We start from the raw sequence: 16,773 nt of genomic DNA on the forward strand, positions 1-16,773 counted from the left end.
TCGAAAAAACCAATGCTGCCATCCACTAAACAACTTCAGCATTTCATTGCTATCGCCGAGACGGGACAGGTATCAAAAGCGGCGCTGCGATGCCATGTGACTCAATCGTCGATGACCGCCTCGCTCAAGGCACTTGAACAAAGTGTGGGCGCGACCCTGTTCAGCCGTCATGCCGCAGGCGTGCGCCTTACAGAGGCCGGCATACGCTTCCTGCGCCACGCCCAGCAGATAGAAACCACCCTGCGCGAAGCCGTGGCCTCGGTGACCGAACACCCCTCGCCGGTCAGCGGCCCCTTGCGCCTGGGCGTCACCGAAACCATCTCGGCCTATGTGCTTGCCCCCTTGCTGGTCAGCCTAACTCATCAGTTCCCGCACTTGGAACTGCACGTGGTGGAAATGAACCGCGAACAGATCGAGGCGCAATTGAACAGTGGTGAGCTGGACCTGGCCATGTTGCTGGCCTCCAACCTGCCGCCGGGTAACCTGATGTGCCAACCGCTGGTGCGCTCGCCGCGTCAGCTATGGGGACACCATGAACACCCTTTGATGAACGCTGACCGTGTCACGCTCGCCGATGTTGCTACGCAACCTTATATCCTGCTCGACATGGACGAGCATGTGCGCACGGTCGAGACTTACTGGTCCAATTACCACCTGACTCTGGTCCCGCACTTTCGCACCACCTCGATCGAGGCCGTACGCAATCTGGTGGCGTGCGGGTACGGCGTCGCGATTCTCTCGGACCTCGTCTACCGCCCTTGGTCACTGGACGGGCAACGGATCATTCGTCGCCCACTGATGGACCCGATTCCCTCTATGGATGTCGGCCTGGCCTGGGCCAAAGGCCGCCCGCAGGCGGCAGCATTCTTCGAGTTGAAGACGTTTTTGCAGGAATGGTTCAAGGCGCCGCATCGGAACCTGTGAGGCAACGCGTCACATGCTTCACCGCCTGATACGCCGCCAGCCCCCAAGGCCCGAGCTCCCGCCCTATCCCGCTGCCCTTGCTCCCGCCCCACGACGTTTCAACAAACACCGCCTGAATCGAGTTGATCCACACATGCCCGACTTCCAGCGCATCGGCCACGCGTTCGGCGCGGGCGATGTCGCGGCTGGCCACGGTGGCGACCAGGCCAAAGCGGCTGTCGTTGGCCAGGTCTATGGCTTCTTGTTCCGTACTGAAACGGCGGGTACACAGCACCGGGCCGAAGATTTCTTCATGCCACAAACGGCTGCTTGCCGGCACGTCCTGGTACAGCGTCGGGCTGACGAACCAGCCGTCTCGCGCCACTGCGGCGCCGCCGGTCAGGCAGTGCAAACCTTCGGCCTCAGCAATGGCGAAATACTCGCGCACCTTGTGCCACTGCGCCTGGCTGGTGAGCGGTCCCATGTCGACTTCTTCGGTCAGCGGATTGCCGACCCGCAGCGCTTCGAACGCGGCCTGCAAGCGCGGGATCAGTGCGTCGGCGATGCCGTCCTGAATCAACAGCCGTGAGGTGGCCGAGCACATTTGTCCGGCGTTCCAGCAGATGCCGCCGACGATCCATTCCACGGCCTGATCCGGGTCGCAATCATCGAACACGATAAACGCCGATTTGCCGCCCAGCTCCAGGGTGACCGGTCGGCAGTACGCTGCCGCGCTGCGCATCACCTGGCTGCCCACGCCGTTGCTGCCGGTGAACGACAGCTTGTCCAGCCCTGGATGGTTGCTCAGCGCAGCACCCGTGTCGGCCTTGCCGCTGACGATATTCAGCACGCCGGCGGGCAAGCCGAGGCTGTCGGCGATTTCAGCGTAGGCCTGCTCGATCAGCGGCGTGACTTCCGAGGGTTTGAGCACCACGGTGCAGCCGGCCGCCAGCGCCGGGGCGAGTTTCCAGGCGCTGGTGACCAGCGGAAAATTCCACGGCACGATCAGGCCGACCACGCCCACCGGCTCCAGGCGCGTGCGTGAAGTGAAGCCAGGCACGGCCAATTCGACGTCGCGGTGGCTGGCTTGGGTTTCGATCAGGTTGGCGTAATAGCTGAACGTCGCCACGGCATCGTCGAGATCGACTTCGGCTTCGTGCCGAGGCTTGCCGTTGTTACGCATCTGCAAGGCGATCAAGGCTTCGCGGCGCTGGCTGAGGTGTTCGGCGAAACCGCGCAGTACAGCGGCGCGCTCAGCGACCGGGGTCGCTTTCCAGCCGGGCAGCGCGGCGCGGGCAGCGGCCACGGCCTGGTCGACCTGCGCGCCGCTGGCGGCGATCAGTTCAGCGAAGGGCTGGCCCAGCGCGGGCTCGTAAACGGTCAGGACATCAGCGCCCTCGCCTGCCAGCCAGCGGCCGTTGATGTAGTGCGGGGTGTTCATGGTAACGCTCCATCAGAAAATTCGGTGCGGGGTCACGGTGCAAACGGCGGGGCCTGGTTGATTTCGATGATCAGCGGGCGGTCATCCGGGGCTTCGCGCAGCAGGGTTTGCAGGTGTTGGTAATCGCGCGCACGTTCAGCCGCACAACCAAACCCACGGGCTATCGCAATGAAGTCAGGCGTATAGATATCGACGCCCAGCGGCGTAATATCGCGGCGTTCCATGTAGCTTTTGATTTCACCGTAGCCCTGGTTATTCCACAGCAGCACGATGATGCCGACCTGCGCTTCTACCGCGCTGGCCAGTTCCGGCAAGGTGAACTGGATGCCGCCGTCGCCCATCAGGCTGATCACCGCCCGCGCAGGCTCGGCCAGTTTGGCGCCGATGGCCGCCGGCAAGCCGTAGCCCAACGTGCCGTAGCCGGTGGAGGCGTTGAACCAGCGGCGCGGGCTGTCCAGCTCGACCAAGTGATTGCCGCTGTACACCGTTTGCGTCGAGTCGCCGACGAAGCGCGCCTCGGGCAGCACTTCCAGCACGCAATCGAACAGTTTGCGGTAGTGTGCCCAGCCACTGAAATCCTCGGCCAGTTGTTGCTGTACTGCCGCCGTGCGTTGTACGCCTGGGCTATCGGCACTGGCCACACGCGCCGGCAGCTCGGCGAGCAAGGCGCGTATCGCCGCCGTCGCATCGCTGAGAATCGCGAGATGCGGCGCATGGTTGCGGGTCAGTTGCTCGGCATCGATATCGATGCGAATCAGCTCGCCGCCGATCCTGAAATTGCCGTCGAACACCACGTCGTAATCGGTCTCGCCCAGCTCGGTGCCGATCGCCAGCACCACATCGGCGTCCAGCGCCAGTTGCCGCACCGGCACCAGCGACTGGTTACTGCCCAGCAACAGCGGATGCCCGGCCGGCAGCAGGCCTTTGGCATTGATGGTCAGCGCCGTCGGTACGTCCAGCCGGGTGACCAGCTCGCGCACTTCTTCCATCGCGGCCACGCAGCCGCCACCGAGCAACAGCAGCGGACGCTGGGCGGACTGCAAGCGCCTGGCGGCTGCGCTAATCGCCTCAAGGTTGGGCGACGGGCGCGGAATAACCTGGCGTGGCGCCAGCTTAAGGTGCTCGGCGCTGGCGGTGATGATGTCCAGCGGCAGCTCGATGTGCACCGGGCGCGGGCGCTGGCTGTCGAACACCGCAAAGGCCCGCGCCAGCACGGCCGGCAGTTCGTCGACGCTCATCAGCGTGTGGCTGAAGGCACTGACGCCAGCGACCATCGCCCGCTGGTTGGGCAGCTCGTGCAGATAGCCGTTGCCCAGGCCCAGGCGGTGGCGCTCGTTGACGCTGGAAATCACCAGCATCGGAATCGAGTCGGCATAGGCCTGGCCCATCGCGGTGAGGATATTGGTCATGCCCGGCCCGGTGATGATGAAACACACCCCGGGCTTGCCGCTGACCCGCGCATAGCCGTCAGCCATGAAGCCTGCGCCCTGTTCGTGGCGCGGCGTGACATGGCGAATGCCGCTGTCCGGCAGGCCGCGATACAGCTCGACGGTGTGCACGCCGGGAATACCGAACACCGTGTCGACGCCCCAGGCGTGCAGTTGCCTGACCAGAAACTCTCCACACGTGCTCATGCTGCGCTCTCCTGTTCCAGACCGATAAAGCGCCGCACCCGCGCATCGCCTTCATGGCGGATCGCCGCCGGGGAGGCGTCGGTGACCACGTGGCCGTTTTCCATGAACACAATGCGGTCGGAAATCGACAGGGCGAAATCCATCTCGTGGGTGACGATCAGCATGGTCATGCCTTCGGCGGCCAGATCACCAATCACCTTGAGCACATCGCCCACCAGCTCCGGGTCCAGCGCCGAGGTCGGTTCGTCGAACAGCATGATGTCCGGCTCCATCGCCAGCGCACGGGCAATCGCCACGCGCTGTTGCTGACCGCCCGACAACTGATGCGGGTACTTGTCGGCATGCGCCAGCAACCCGACCCGGTCCAGCAACGCATGGCCCTTGGCACGCAACTCAGCCGTACTGACCAGGCCGTGGTAACGCGGGGCCAGGATGACGTTGTCGAGAATGGTGCGGTGCGGGAACAGGTTGAAGTTCTGGAACACCATGCCGATGCGCCCGATGCCCTGGCGGATCACCGGAGAATCGGTGCGCTTGCCGGCCTTGATGAAGTCATTGCCGAACAGCACGATCTCGCCTTGATCGATGGTCTCCAGGCTGTTGATGGTGCGAATCAACGAGGTCTTGCCGGAACCGGACGGGCCGATGATCGAAATCACTTCGCCGGGCCGCACACTCAGGTCGATGCCCTTGAGCACTTCGTGATTGCCATAACGCTTGTGAATGTTGCGCAGTTGCAAGGCATCGGGTTGCCCCGGTACTGGCTCGCAACGCGGCTTGGCAAGGCCAGCCGGTTGACGCAAGGCGTCGGCCTGGGCGGCCTCCAGGGTTTGCGCGTTTTTGCGCGACAGGTCCAGATGGCGCTCGGCCCACTGCAACAGCCAGCCGAACAGGGTGACGATCAGCACGTAGTACACGGCCACCGCTGCCAGGGTTTCCAGCACCAGAAAGTTTTGCGCATACATGCGCTGGCCGACCAGCAGCAGTTCGCTGAGCGAGATCACCGAGACCAGCGAGGTGAGTTTGACGATGGTCACGTATTCGTTGGTCAGCGTCGGCAACGAGATACGAATCGCCTGCGGAATGATCACCAGCCGCTGCGCGCCCAGCCCGCGAATGCCCAGCGCCTTGGCCGCTTCACGCTGGCCCTTGAGCACCGACAACAGGCCGCCCCGGTGAATCTCGGCCATGTACGCGGTTTCGGTCAGTACCAGCGCGATCAGGCCGGAATAGAACGGCTGCGACAGCACACTGCCGGCGGCCGGAAACAGCTGCGGCAGGTTATAAACGAACACCAGCAGCACCAACAGCGGGATGCTGCGAAACAGCCAGATGTACAGGCTGGCGGGCATGCGCAACCAGGCATGCGTCGACAGCTTGGCGCTGGCCAGCACAAAGCCCAATACCAGACCCAGGGTCCAGGACAAGGTGCTGAGCTGCACCACCGTCAGGCAGGCCTTCCAGAAGGCCTGCACGGTGAACAGCGAGAAAAAATAGGCCCATTCGAATGCCATGATGACCTCGGTGTAGCAGATGGATGGCGAAGGCCGGACGGCGTACCGCTATCCCCCGTAGGACCGACCGGGCGGCGCTCCGCTTTAGTCGGGAAGGCAGACGACACAAATCTATGTTGGTGCCTTCGCTGCTAAAGCAGCTCCTACGGGTTATGCGTTTGGCCGCAGATTACGGTGTGTTTTTTTGAGACTTACGCCGATTCCAGGTTGTACTTCTTCAGCATTTCGCTGTACTCGGCGCTTTTCTTGTAGCTCTCGACCACGCCGCGCAGTTTCTCCAGCAGTTCGGTGTTGCCCTTCTTCACATAGATACCCAGCGTCTGCGGGTACAGGGATTTCTCCGAGCTGATCACGATGCGGCCACGGGCCTTGTCGACGATCATTTTTGCCGCGGCCGAGATTTCCAGGTGGGCCTGGATATTGCCGGACATCAACGCCTGCGAGGCTTCTGCCGTGGTCGGGAATTCGCTGATGGCGATCTCACCCTTGTTCTGTTTGGTGCAGTAGTCGGCCGACACCGCCTTGAGCTGGTTGACCCAGTTGGTGCCCTGCTGCAAACCGACTTTCAGGCCGCACAAATCTTCAGGCTGTTGCGGTTTGGCGGTGCTGTCGCTGCGCACCATGATCGCGGCGCCGACCTGCGCGTACGGAATTGCGTCGGCTTGCTTGGTGCGCTCGTCGGTGATGTACATGCCGGAAATGATGGTGTCGAAGCGGTTGGCATTCAGGCCCAGGATCAGGTTCGGAAAACGCGTGTCGACGAACTCGGCCTTCAGGTCGAGCTGCTTGGCCAGTGCGGTCGACACCTCAGGGTCAAAGCCCACCACCTTGTCGCCGTCGTAAGACTCGAACGGCGGGTAAGAAATCTCCATGCCGACCTTCAGCGTACCGGGCGTGGCGGTGGGCGCGGCCTGCACGCTGCCGGCGAACAGCGCGGCACCGATGAGCACAGAGGTGGCAAGGCGCGAAAACGTGGTGTTTGGCATAGTCGTCATTCCAGATTGAGGGAAAAGGCAGATCACGAAGTCACGCTCTGGTTTTTCAGGTGCCCGAAGCTTGAAGGCTTTCTGGCGTGCTGCGGCAAGGCAATCTGCCCGTCGGCGACACGCTGGCGAAGGTATTGATAGGTTTGCAAAGCCTGGGCCCACATGTGCTCGCCGATGGCGATGGGCGCGTAGTTTTGTTCGCCGGCCGCGAACTGCGGCAGCGGTTTGATCTGGGTGTGGTAGTCGCAGGCATAGAACAGCGGAAACGAGTACCGCTCCTGCTTGACCTTGCGCACCCGGTGCGCGGTGGCGACAAAGGCGCCGGCGGTCATCACCTCCAGCATGTCGCCGATATTGACCACAAAGGCGCCGTCCACCGGCGGCGCATCGATCCACTCGCCCTGCTCGTTCATCACCTCGAGGCCCGGCTGGTCGGCCTTGAGAATGGTGAAGCACTCGTAGTCGGTGTGCGCGCCGATGCCCGGTGCGTCCTGGGCGTCGCCATCGAACGGGTAATGGATCAGGCGCAGCTTGGACGGCGGAAAACAGGCCATGTCGTCGAAAGCATGTTCATCCAGCCCCAACGCCAGGGCAAAGCCGCGAAACAGCTGGTGCCCCAAGGCAAACACCGCTTTGTAGTACGCCTGCACCGCCGTTTGAAAACCCGGCAAGGTCGGCCAGTTATTTGGCCCCAGCAGCGGCGTGCCGGCGAGCACCAGCGGGTTGTCGGCGGGCACTTCAAAGCCGATGTCGAACGCTTCTTTATGGTCCGGTTTGCCGGTGCCATACACCTCCTCGCCCTCGGGCACAAAACCCTTGTGGCTCTGCGAGGCACCGATGTAATGCTGCATCTTGGCGTCCAGCGGCTGGGCGAAATACTGCTCGGCGGCGCGGTGCAGGTTGTCGATCAGCTCCGGCGCAATGCGATGGCCGGTGATGTACAGAAAGCCCACATGCCGGGCCGCCTCGCCAAGCGCATCGGCCACCGCCTGGCGATCTTCCAGGCGTTCGCTGAACAGACCGTGGATATCGACCACGGGAATGCGGGTGAAAGCAGAACGTTCACTCATGGCAGCAGGCTCTCTGGACGGTTGGAAAAGGCGGTGAAATGTTCGCGCTCGGTGCGGCCCATCCAGGCATTGAGGCCCCACAGATCGGCCACCGGCACATCGGTGAACGGCAAGTGATGCAGATAACCATCGGGGCCGAATTCCGGCGTCAGCGTGGTGCCGGTGTAGCCGCGGGCCTGTTGCGAGCGCCAGATGGCTTGCCAGTGCTGCTGATGAAACGCCAGCGCAGCGGCGTATTCCGGCGCGCCGGGATGCGGCACTTGCGGACCCTGGTCATAACCGACCCGGGCCTGAATGTGGTGCACACGCTCGACAAAGGCGCTCAGGTCATCGGCAGGGTCATCGAGCAGGCGCTCGCAGGTCACCACCCAATGACTGATATCACTGGTGAAGCGCAGGTCCGGCACTTGCTCGATCAATTGCAGGGTCAGCCACGGATTGAACAGCGAGCGCGCGCGATGGGTCTCGAAGCTGCAGGTCAGGCCGCTGCGCTTGGCAATCTCCAGCGCCTCAGCGAAAAAGTCGACCTGCTGAGCCAGCGGCCAGCGGTCGTTGCCGGCCAGCACATTGACGAAGCGCGGTTCCAGCTCGGCGGCCAGTTGCAGCTTGCGGGCAAAGTCCGTCAGGTGCTCGGCCGGCGTCGCCGCCTGCAACGGCAGCACCGGTGTCGAGGTGAACAGAATGGCGATGTACGGCACGCGGTTGTCACGCAAAAACGACGCGAACGCCGCACGCTCTGTCGCGTCCTCGGGGATGCGCGCCTCAAAGCCATCGAAGCCCGCTGCACGCGCCTCAGTCAGCGCCTGTTGCCAAGTGCCGCGATAGCCCCATAGCGTCCGAAAGATTTCCAGTTTCATGGGCAAGTAACCGGTTGAGTGACGTTGCTCATGGCCTTGCGGCCCAGCATCGGGTGCGCGCCTTTCGGGCCGTACACCGACGCCGGCTCCGGAAAGGTGCGCAGCAAGGTCAGGTACAGCAACGCGGCAAGGCCCAGGGTGATCGGCAGACTGATGTCGATACCGCCGGCCAGTTCGCCCAGCGGCCCGACAAACTGCCCCGGCAGATTGACAAAGCACAGGCCCACCGCCGCACTCGGAATCCACGCGCCCAGGCCGCGCCAGTTCCAGCCATGGTGAAACCAGTAGCGGCCGCCGCGCTGGCCACGGGTGAACACCTGCAAGTCATCGGCGTGATAAAAGCCACGACGGCTGATCAGGCCAAGGATCATCACCACCATCCACGGGCTGGTGCAGGTGATGATCAACACCGCGAAGGTCGACACGCTCTGCACCAGGTTGAAGGTGAAGCGACCAATGAAGATAAACGCAATCGCCGCCACGCCGATCAACAGCGTCGCCCCGGCACGGCTGAGCAAACGCGGGAACATGCTCGACATATCCAGCCCGGTGCCATACAGCGCCGTGGTGCCGGTCGACAGACCGCCGATCACCGCAATCAGGCACACCGGCAGAAAGAACCAGCTCGGCGAAATCGCCAGCAGACCGCCGACATAGTTATTCGCCTCGATGTACTGCGGTGCCTGGGTCGCCACCAGCGTCGCGGTGCACAGGCCGAACAGGAAGGGAATCAGCGTGCCGGCTTGCGCTGCCAGCACCGCCAGCATGATGCGGGTCTTGGACGTGTCACGCGGAATGTAGCGCGACCAGTCGCCGAGAAAGGCGCCGAACGATACCGGGTTGCTCATCGCCAGCAATGCCGAACCAATGAATGCCGCCCAGAAGCCCGGCTGTTGCAGGTTGACGCTGCCGGCATAGCCCGCATCGAACGGCCCGGCAAACGCCAGAATACCCAGCAGAAACAGCAGGCTCGACGCCCACACCGCGATCTTGTTGACCCACAGCATGAAGCGAAAACCGAAGATGCAGACGATCAGCACCAGCACCGCGAACAGCCCGTAGGCCAGGCCCAGGCTGAAGTCGGTTTCCGGCAAGCCGACCAAGCGCCGCGCGCCACCGACCAGCGCGTCGCCAGAGCTCCAGACCGAGAGGGAAAAGAACGCCACCGCCGTCAGCAGTGACAGAAACGAACCGATGATGCGCCCATGCACGCCGAAATGCGCCCCGGACGACACCGCATTGTTGGTGCCGTTGATGGCGCCGAACAGGCCCATCGGCGCGAGGATCAACGCGCCCACCGCCACGCCAAGCAGAATCGCCCAGACCCCGGCCTGGAACGACAGCCCGAACAACACCGGAAAACTGCCCAGCACCGCCGTGGCAAAGGTATTGGCACCGCCGAAAATCAGGCGAAACAGATCGATAGGGGAAGCATCGCGTTGGTTGTCGGGTATCTGCTCGACACCAAAGGTTTCGATACGCGTCGAATGGCTCATGTGTTGCTCCAGCGCCTGTCACGGTTGTTGTAAGGCCAGCGCAGGCACGCTGACCCTTTATGGCCGCCCGTTGACCCCGGGCGGAGGGTTGCTGCTAATTTTTATAATGTCGCGACGGTTAACCCGTCACTTCCGACAAATGCTCATGCCAGGCCAGCCAGCGCTCGCCCTCAAAGCGAAACACAATCGTCTCGCGCTCCTTCAAGCGCAGTTCTTCGCTACCGATGCGTACATGCGTGGCCACGTCATGCATGAAGATCGCCGCATCACCCTGCACATTGACCCAGGCGTTGCTCGATTCGCAGCCCAGCACCGCAAAGCCATCGACCTGCCATTGCTGCCACAACGTTTCATACTCGGCCCGCGAGTTCAGCGGCTTGGCCAGGGTATGAAAGACAAAACTGGCGTCCGTACTGAAACAGTCGAAATAGCGCGCCGTGTCATTACTGGCAAAGGCCTCGACCAAGGCCGCAGCCGCCGCAAGCACCTGCGCTTCGCGGCTCATCGACGGATAACGCCGGGCAGTACACAGAGCATTTCGTACAACAGGTTAGCGCCCAGCAGCGAGGTATTGCCGGTGGTGTCATACGGCGGCGACACCTCGACCAGATCGCAACCGATCAGGTCCAGCCCCTGGCAACCGCGAATGATCTCCAGCGCCTGAATCGTGGTCAGCCCGCCGACCTCCGGCGTTCCGGTGCCCGGCGCCCACGCCGGGTCGATGCCGTCGATGTCGAACGACAGGTACACCGGCCCGCCACCGACCTTCTCGCGCACCTCGGCCATCAGCGGCGTCAGCGACTTGTGCCAGCACTCCTCGGCCTGCACCACACGAAAGCCCTGCTTGCGGCTCCAGTTGAAATCCTCGGCGGTATAACCCTGAGCACGCAGGCCGATCTGCACCACACGGTCGCTGTCGAGCAAACCTTCTTCCTGCGCACGGCGGAACGTGGTGCCGTGGGCGATCTTCTCGCCGAACATGTGATCGTTGACGTCGGCATGCGCATCAATGTGCACCAGCCCGACCTTGCCGTGCTTCTTGTGAATGGCGCGCAGGATCGGCAGCGTCAGCGTGTGATCGCCGCCCAGCGTCAGCGGCACAATGCCGTGGCCCAGAATCCGGTCGTATTCCTGCTCAATGATGCGCACGGCATCCAGCAGGTTGAAGGTATTGATCGGCACATCACCGATGTCGGCCACGTTCAACGAATCGAACGGCGCGGCACCGGTGGCCATGTTGTAAGGACGGATCATCACCGACTCGGCACGAATCTGCCGTGGCCCGAACCGCGTACCGGAACGCAGCGAGGTGCCGATGTCGAGCGGGATACCGATAAACGCCGCATCCAGCCGATCAAGTTCTTCGGCGGCCTGGATATGAGGCAAACGCAGCATGGTGGCGATGCCGCCGAAACGAGGCATCTCATTGCCGCCCAAGGGCTGGTGGAAAGTCGTGTCCACGGGGTGGCCTCACCTTGTTGTCATTGAAGTGACCCCATTCTGGTGACGCCCCGCAAGCAGAAGAATCGCTGCCAACAAATATTCAGTTCAGAGATTTCTAAACTATCCGCGGATACACTGGCCTACTGACACACCCCACAACACCCTATACAACCCCGGACTCGTAGGAGCCGCTTTAGCTGCGATCGGCTGCGCAGCAGTCGTAAAAATTTCAACATTTCACAAACACCTGCAAGCGCCACACACCCAACAAGACCCAAACCACCCCGGAGCCCCCAATGTCCTCTGCCCTGCCCGACCTCAAACTGCTGCGCATCTTCGCCTGCGTAGTACGCCACCAGGGCTTCGCCGCCGCGCAGCAGGAACTCAACCTCTCCACCTCCGCCATCAGCACCTACATGAGCCAGCTCGAAACCCAACTCGGCCTGGTGCTCTGCCACCGTGGCCGCGGCGGCTTCAGCCTGACCAGCAAAGGCGAACTGTTCCACCTGGAAACCCTGCGCCTGCTCGCCGAACTCGAAGGCTTCGAACGCTACAGCGCCGCCCTCAAAGGCGAACTGCGCGGTACCTTAAACCTCGGCGTCCTCGACTCCACCGTCAGCGACCCGGCCCTGCCGCTGGCCGACGTCATCGGCGCCTACAGCAAAGAACACCCCGCCGTGCACCTGCACCTCTCCGTGCTCAGCCCCGCGCAACTGCAACTGGGCGTCCAGGAAAACCGCCTGGACCTGGCGATTGGCGCCTTCTCCGTGCGCATGAACGGGCTGATGTACCAGGCGCTGTACCGCGAACAGCATTGGCTGTATTGCAGTGATCGGCATGAACTGTTCGAGCAGCGGCGAATACCGGCGGAGGTGATCACCCAACAGCGCATGGTAGGGCGCGGGTACTGGAGCCAGGCAGAACTGGCACGTCACGGATTCAAGCACAGCGCGGCGACGGTGGAGTCGATGGAGGCGCAACTGATACTGGTGCTGTCGGGGGCGTATATCGGCTATCTGCCGGAACACTACGCGCAGTTCTGGGCGGATCAGAAACGGTTGAAGGTGCTGCTGCCGACGACGTTTGGGTATCAGGCGCCGTTTTCGTTGGCTTTGCGGCGGGGGCGGTCGAGGGAGCCGTTGATACAGAGTTTTCGGGATCGGTTGAAGGGGTGGTTTGAGGGTGAGTGAGCTATCTCGAAACAAGCCTCACCGTGAGATTGGCCTGACAGCCCCATGAACTCCTGCTCAAGCAGACTGACCAATCATGGCATTTTGACTTAAAAAAGTGGCGATGTTATAGAGGCTGCCTCACTATTCCTTTTCCTACAGATTTGACGGAAAAGGACTACACAATGGTCAACGGCATTTTACAGGATGATCCTCTGACGGCTTATTCATCACAGCAGTTGGAGGCTGGAAAGGTCTATAGCCGCGCCGACCTCAAACGAATATTTGACATTAAAGATGCAACTATAAGAAATGGAATTTTCAAACCAACGAACTTTAACTCTGTATGGCTTTTCGTCAACAAGCTAAAAGAAAAAGGTCAAACCCAATACAAAAACCTACTTGACGGCGACGTCCTTAAAATGGACGGACAGCCTGAAGGCCGCACAGACCACTTTATAGAAAATCACATTGAGCGCGGCCTTGAACTGCTTGTTTTCTATAGAAACCACAAAAGAGAACACTCTGATTATGGCTTTACCTATGAGGGTACATTTCGATACCTATCCCATAAGGGCTCAGCACCCACTCACTTCCTGCTGCATCGCAACACTAAAAACACAGAAATATCAACCGCCATCATATCCGAACTAAAAGCACAAGAAGAATTCAACCCTAGCCTTCTGATAGATGCGCGAAGAAGAACCATTAAAAATCTTATTCTTCGCCAAGGCCAAGCCGCTTTCCGGAAAAAAATCTTAACAGCTTACTCGGCTCAATGCGCGGTTACAGGATGCGCTATCGAAGCGTTGTTGGAGGCAGCACATATAATCCCTTACCTTGGCACACAGACGAACGTGGTTAGCAATGGATTGCTGCTTCGTACGGATATTCACACTCTTTTTGACCTTGGCTTATTATGGTTTGATCCAGAAACCTTAAAAGTCGGCTTAGCCAGCGTGCTCAGACAAAGCGAATATAACCATTTAGAGAACTCTTCAATACGACTACCCTCACTTCAATCAGACTACCCAAGCACAGAGGCACTAAGATCACACTGGAGTACACGCCGGGTACTTTAAGGCTAATGACCAAACCACTAGAAATTTTTGATTTTTACCGGCAGCCCCGTCATCCCTGGGGCTTTTAACTGTTTCCCCTGCAAATCAAACGGTACAACCCACAACCTCAACCCCGTCGAGCACTCAAATACCGGCAACGCCTCTTGAAACCCTGATCGGCAAGGATAAATCAGTACCAAATTTCCTTCCCCCTGCAAATATTTATGCCCATAAGCAAACATTTGATAGAAATCAGCCTGACTCAACCCGTAATTTTTACTCGCCAGATCCAGCCGCTTCCACTTGGTATCCAAGACCCACCGCTTCTCCCCCTGCTCAATGATCAAGTCAGGCTTAAGACCAAAGATCGGCTTGTTCTCATGCGTACAGAGGGACTTGCTCGCCACCTGCGTGCGCAACACAGCGCCCGGCAGCAATGCATCCTCCAAACACGCCGCCACATAGCTTTCAAACAACCGCTCCATTGGGAACAGCAAACTCATACCCTGCCAATCCCCAGCAACAGCCAATGGCGTTTGCTGCTCAATGATCAACTCGCACCAAGGCTTGACCGACTGGTAATGAGCCATCAAACGATCATGCTGCCACTGCTTGAAATCCTGCCTGACGTTCTGGCTGCTGGGGATATCCAATAACATCGTCCGCAGCTCGTGAGAAAGACGCCAGTTGTCAGGGGCTTGAGTGCTCTTACACACAATGTCCAACGCGGTCTTAAGCAGACGGTTTTCAGCCCGGTCAGGCAGAAAGACCTCATGACGGATTTGGAAATGATGCTGGCGGCTTGCAGGTTGGCGCATTTGCCGCGAGGTGTTGAGTTGACCACGCAGAAACCGTTGTTCCTCTTCGACACGGTGGTAGTCAAAGCGTAAGCCGCGCTTGATGAGGTGATCGAGCGCTTCAAGAAAGCGGCTCATCACCCATTCAGAAAGTGGTGCCTCAAACCGTTGCAGAGCAGCAGCGCCAACCTGACGCGAGGGCAGCTTGAGCGTTTTCTGGATCATGCGCCGGAGCAAGGCACGGCTTTGTTGGATGCAATCCCCTTGTTCAAAATGCTTGGGAAGAATCTCAAGACGAGTGCCACAAGGCGTTTCTAGGACGCCAACATAATTATCGAGCTTGAGAAAACGACGGTCTTGAACATGGATGATGGCCGCGCCAGCTTGGGTAAAGCCGGCGTTGAGCTTACACAGCCAATCGAATGCAGACGGGGTGACTTGAGCCAGGTCAAGCGTAGGATGTTCGACCGTGCTCGTGGTTAACCGAGCGTATTCACGAACGGTGATGAGCGCTGTCACCGATTAAGCTCGCCAAGGGCTTTGATCACCCTCGCGCCAAGATGTCGGGTGTTCATTTCAACTCCCGTGGACCAATGCGTTTCAACGTTATGCTGCTTGGCAAGCTCTCGAAGTACAGGTAACGCGGGTTTCACCAATTGCCCGTTGCGCGTCACCTCAATGGTGCCGGACGCCAATTGTCGCACAGTGAAATCACCTTGCTGCGCAGCTTGAGAATCGTAATGAATGGGGGCTTGGAGGGTGTGATCAATAATGCCTCGGTAAGCATCAACTTTTTTGAAAGCCGAGTCGTTCAGTTCCCACTGTTCATTATTCTGGGCTACGGTCACGGCGTCTCCGAACAACTGGCTCAAATCCTGAGACGGTCGTACCAAAAACTGAAGCTCAGGTGCCTTGCGCTGATCATTGAGCACCCATTGAATCCGCTGCCAATCTTCGAAAAAGTATTCCTGCAACAGCGGCAATATCTTGCGTTTGAATACGCCTTCCAACCACTCCAGCGTCAGCTTGTCACCGTCTAACTCAGGCATAAGGTACGCATGCCCAAGGCAATAGTCCCGGCCCAGCAAGGCTGCAATACGCGCATTCATTACGCCGAGCAATTCGTCGAGTGCTATGCCTTCCACCTCAAGATCCTCAAGCAGCTCAGGGCGAGGAGGTACTTCGGTAAACGTGAAGCGTCGTCGCAGCGCAATATCCATTGATGCGAGCGAACGGTCGGCCGTGTTCATGGTGCCAATGAGGTGCACCGTTGAAGGCACGCTGAAGCGTTCCTTTGAATACGGAAGAATGACTTCTAACGCCTCAAGGCTTCCTGCACGTTTGGAGGGTTCGATGAGGGTAATGAGTTCGCCGAAAATGCGAGAGACATTCCCACGATTGATTTCGTCCATGATCAACACGGTGGGGGCGTCTTTTGCCACCTGCCGGTCAGCATCAAAAAGTCCCTCAGGACCGCTACCAATCATGTACTCCACCATGGCGGGCAACAGATTTAGATAGCCGTTGACAATAAAGGGATCGAACTCTGAATTAGAAAGCTTGGTCACCCACGACTTGTCGCGAATGTCCTGAAGGGTGATGGCTCCAGAAACGACATTGTCTGCCAGACCGTTGAGCAAGCTCATACCGAATTCGATGATTTTGCCTTGGGTCTTCTCGATCGCAACCACGTCCGCCGAGGCGTAGCGAACCCGATAGCTCTTGCCAAACTGATCGCCGACTTTGAATGCTCGATACCCGCTCCCTGCTTGCTGGCAAAGACTTTTAAACACACCAGGCACGACGGTATAACGCAGTTGGCCATTTTCATCGGTATCGGCGCGCAAGCCTTCGACGAAATCTTCATAGCTAAAGCTTTGGTGAAAGGTCACGAAACGAACATCGCCAGCACGCGCAAATGCGTCAAAGCGGCTTTTGAGGGCTTCACGGTTGCTTTCGTTGGCCTTTAAGTAAGCGGGATCGAGAATTTCGAGCGTCGCCGCAATGGTCGCGTAGGTTTTCCCAGTACCGGGTGGGCCAAAGAAAATCTGGTTAAGCGCGGTCATTGTGGAACGTCCGTGTAGGAAAATTCCACAGACAGTAACCAGAATGCCAGCAACCGTAAAGGCACGCTCAGTGCGTGATAGCTAATAGCTTGAATCCTTTTGACTGAGGCCTAGCTGATATTTCCTACGTAAATCTCATCCCTACCTGCATTCCTGAACCAGCGTGCACCCCGTATCCTCTGCCACCGGTGTCTAAGAAACACCCAACGTAGATAAAGCGCTTATCAAGCAGCCTCAGCCTCTCAATAAACGAGTGGACTGCCGGTCTTGGAAGATGCCGTTGGGATTTCTTCACCTTCTCTACGTTGGTCATCAGCACCGCTCCCTTAAAACGTA

The 16,773-nt window shown here is 59.5% G+C and carries 14 protein-coding genes; 3 read left to right on the top strand and 11 right to left on the bottom strand.

Going from position 1 to position 16,773, the window contains the following annotated elements:
- Positions 1–12: 12 nt before the first annotated feature.
- Positions 13–924, top strand: coding sequence for a LysR family transcriptional regulator (locus tag ACYP2A_RS28670; protein WP_459749300.1), 912 nt, complete (start codon positions 13–15; stop codon positions 922–924).
- On the opposite strand, the gene ACYP2A_RS28675 is transcribed toward ACYP2A_RS28670, so the two are convergent.
- From ACYP2A_RS28675 to speB, 9 genes are all read right to left on the bottom strand, one after another.
- Positions 899–2,344 (bottom strand): aldehyde dehydrogenase family protein, encoded by a 1,446-nt coding sequence (locus ACYP2A_RS28675; protein WP_459749301.1) that lies wholly within the window; start codon positions 2,342–2,344, stop codon positions 899–901. The two genes, ACYP2A_RS28670 and ACYP2A_RS28675, sit on opposite strands and share 26 nt — an antisense overlap.
- A gap of 32 nt (positions 2,345–2,376) precedes the next feature.
- Positions 2,377–3,978, bottom strand: coding sequence for a 5-guanidino-2-oxopentanoate decarboxylase (locus tag ACYP2A_RS28680; protein ID WP_459749302.1), 1,602 nt, complete (start codon positions 3,976–3,978; stop codon positions 2,377–2,379).
- A complete protein-coding gene (locus ACYP2A_RS28685; protein WP_459749303.1) occupies positions 3,975–5,492 on the bottom strand; it encodes an amino acid ABC transporter permease/ATP-binding protein in 1,518 nt (505 codons plus the stop codon). Before ACYP2A_RS28685 ends, ACYP2A_RS28680 begins: the two co-directional genes overlap by 4 nt.
- A gap of 191 nt (positions 5,493–5,683) precedes the next feature.
- Complete coding sequence (locus tag ACYP2A_RS28690; protein WP_459749304.1) at positions 5,684–6,478, bottom strand: ABC transporter substrate-binding protein; 795 nt, start codon at positions 6,476–6,478, stop codon at positions 5,684–5,686.
- Positions 6,479–6,510: 32 nt separating this feature from the next.
- Complete coding sequence (locus tag ACYP2A_RS28695) at positions 6,511–7,548, bottom strand: isopenicillin N synthase family dioxygenase (RefSeq protein WP_459749305.1); 1,038 nt, start codon at positions 7,546–7,548, stop codon at positions 6,511–6,513.
- Positions 7,545–8,405, bottom strand: coding sequence for a sugar phosphate isomerase/epimerase family protein (locus tag ACYP2A_RS28700; RefSeq protein ID WP_459749306.1), 861 nt, complete (start codon positions 8,403–8,405; stop codon positions 7,545–7,547). The genes ACYP2A_RS28695 and ACYP2A_RS28700 overlap by 4 nt, the downstream gene beginning before the upstream one ends.
- Positions 8,402–9,901 carry a purine-cytosine permease family protein gene (locus tag ACYP2A_RS28705; protein WP_459749307.1) on the bottom strand — a complete coding sequence of 500 codons (1,500 nt, stop codon included), beginning with the start codon at positions 9,899–9,901 and terminating at the stop codon, positions 8,402–8,404. The genes ACYP2A_RS28700 and ACYP2A_RS28705 overlap by 4 nt, the downstream gene beginning before the upstream one ends.
- Before the next feature lie 118 nt (positions 9,902–10,019).
- Entirely contained in the window at positions 10,020–10,406 is a 387-nt protein-coding gene (locus ACYP2A_RS28710) for a nuclear transport factor 2 family protein (RefSeq protein ID WP_459749308.1), read from the bottom strand.
- Positions 10,403–11,362, bottom strand: coding sequence for an agmatinase (speB, locus tag ACYP2A_RS28715; protein WP_459749309.1), 960 nt, complete (start codon positions 11,360–11,362; stop codon positions 10,403–10,405). Before speB ends, ACYP2A_RS28710 begins: the two co-directional genes overlap by 4 nt.
- A gap of 278 nt (positions 11,363–11,640) precedes the next feature.
- On the opposite strand from speB, the gene ACYP2A_RS28720 reads away from it, so the two are divergent.
- Complete coding sequence (locus ACYP2A_RS28720) at positions 11,641–12,534, top strand: LysR family transcriptional regulator (RefSeq protein WP_459749310.1); 894 nt, start codon at positions 11,641–11,643, stop codon at positions 12,532–12,534.
- 164 nt (positions 12,535–12,698) lie between these two features.
- Positions 12,699–13,595 (top strand): HNH endonuclease, encoded by an 897-nt coding sequence (locus tag ACYP2A_RS28725; protein WP_459749311.1) that lies wholly within the window; start codon positions 12,699–12,701, stop codon positions 13,593–13,595.
- A gap of 17 nt (positions 13,596–13,612) precedes the next feature.
- Here ACYP2A_RS28725 and ACYP2A_RS28730 read toward each other — a convergent pair whose 3' ends face one another.
- Positions 13,613–14,890, bottom strand: a complete 1,278-nt coding sequence (locus ACYP2A_RS28730; protein ID WP_459749312.1) for an McrC family protein — start codon at positions 14,888–14,890, stop codon at positions 13,613–13,615.
- A complete protein-coding gene (locus ACYP2A_RS28735; RefSeq protein ID WP_459749313.1) occupies positions 14,887–16,437 on the bottom strand; it encodes an McrB family protein in 1,551 nt (516 codons plus the stop codon). Before ACYP2A_RS28735 ends, ACYP2A_RS28730 begins: the two co-directional genes overlap by 4 nt.
- Between the last annotated feature and the right edge of the window lie 336 nt (positions 16,438–16,773).

It is taken from the genome of Pseudomonas sp. 3A(2025) (genome assembly GCF_054589175.1).